Annotated in this window: 1 protein-coding gene; it reads left to right on the top strand. The window is 50.4% G+C overall.

Annotated features, from left to right (window positions below; genetic code table 11):
• Window positions 1-108: 108 nt before the first annotated feature.
• Window positions 109-1996 (top strand): hypothetical protein (locus KDK14_RS02650; protein WP_257263474.1); only part of this gene is annotated, 1888 nt, incomplete at its 3' end.

Here is a 1996-nt window from a genome sequence, read left to right as displayed (position 1 = left end):
ACGTCCATGGCAACGTCCATGGGGTTATCCGCCTCGGTGAACAGTGCCGCCTCTACCCATGCAACGGGTATGTATTCATTGCCTTCGCTGCACAGTTCGGCAACGGCCATGAATGCCACCACGGTTTTCCCAGCCCGGTCCAGCCTGTCCGGTTCCAGCAAGGGCGCTGTTGCTGCCAATGCATCAGCAACGTCAACAACGGCCAATCCCGATTCTGTTTCGGTTTTTGCCAGCCCGATTGGTATGAGTACGGCGTCGTTTAATTATGCAAGCCCGACTGTTGTTGATTCTGCTTCTGCAAGCCCGACTTTTCAGGATTCTGCTTCTGCAAGCCCGACTGTTCAGGATTCTGCCTCTGCAAGCATTGCCAACAGCACGATACTACTAACGGCCAGCACTCCCTCACTGGTTAACACCCTGCCACCCTGGACTGACAGTATTATCCCGACACATTCATTGGGCGGCATCACCGACATCGCGCCCGCCAGGACTACCCAGGCCCTGTCCAGTTCGATGGTCGCTACCAATTTAACACTGGAGCAGCAACTGACCGCCATAGTCGACGACATGGGCAAATCAACCAATCTCGGCATGTTCGAAAATGACCTGGTTTACTTTCAACAACTGTTTCCGGCCCTTAACTTCACGGAATTAGTCACCTTTGTTAAGGAAAGTGCCAGGGATTTTGCCGGATATATGCTGCTCGAGGGCATTGAAGCCTTCGCCCAAACGCTCAATGGCACGTTCACTAATGCCACTTTCCCTAATGCCACTTTCCCTAATGTCGCTCGTCACTATTTCGATATCGTAGCCGCCGGGGTGGATGATATTATTCATGAGTTCAACACCACAATTGCGCCTACCTCGACCACTGGCACAACGACAGTAGCCCATCACCATCGTTCAAAAAGAATGATCTTTTCCCAGCAGGATTTCTTAAGCAGAATCAGGCTGCTGCTAGGGGCGGAAGATGCAGTTGCGAGAGACAACATGGTCCCGCAACTGTTGGAGTTTTTACGGGGTTTTTCTGCAATGCGCAATGAATTTACCCTTACGGTGCAGCGTGGCGTTGCAGGAGGCCCGGATGCAATAGCGCTTGCCAATCAACTCCGTCAGCCGCTGGGGATGGCCAATTATTTGGCGCAATATGAGTACGAGGTCTTTGATTCGATATGGCATCAAGACTATCAGGCACTTGGTAGAGCAGTGTTTAAAGTTAACACCCTCTTTTTTGTTAGCGAAAATGCTCCGCCACAACATATGGACATGATGCAAGCGCTCAGGGCTATGGTTCGTGACTTGATGCTGCGTCTCCAACGGATATCTCTGGGGGCCCCCAATCTGCCAGCTATGACGATTATAAGAGATGTCATCGATTTCTCTTTGATATGGAACCCTTTGAGACTAATGATGCGTGATCAGCAAGAAGTTGAAGGCATATGTCTGGGGGATGTCGTGTCATTGACCGTTGCCAGCCACTTTGGAATTTCTGTTAGCAGCTCTTTAAATGCTCTGGTCAATGCTGTTTTCCTGGGTGCCGGATATGCTCGATTACCCGCTCTTGTCAGGACCTTCCTACAGGAACTTGCGGGTATAAGTACGACTGCAACTGGCCGCGAAGGTTTATGGCGTAGCCTGGGACTGAAAACAGGCAGTCAGTACCTTAATAAAATTGGCCAGAAAGTTGAGCGACTTGGGCTTGGAGTCTATGGTGGAGAACCATTTCTTACAATCCGGTCAGTGCTGTCAAAGATGGTTGCAGCGTTCAATGCGAAGGCAGCTCAGTTACCCGCAGGGGCAGATACTAATGTTCTGTTTAGCATCTCCCCCTGTGTCGGACATATCGTGTTTGCAAAAATACAAAGGATGAATAATCAACTAGCCCTGACCATTTCTGATACTGGAAGCTATTTGTACGTGGCCACCGCCGATTCAATGGACCAGTTAGTCGCAAGGGCCATGGACGTACTGAAACAGCTGGCTGAGGGATACAAAC

The sequence above is a fragment of the Endozoicomonas sp. ONNA2 genome (assembly GCF_024606365.1).
Taxonomy (GTDB): domain Bacteria; phylum Pseudomonadota; class Gammaproteobacteria; order Pseudomonadales; family Endozoicomonadaceae; genus Endozoicomonas.
Note: the sequence above shows the minus strand (reverse complement) of the source record. Positions and strands in the feature narration are given on the sequence as shown.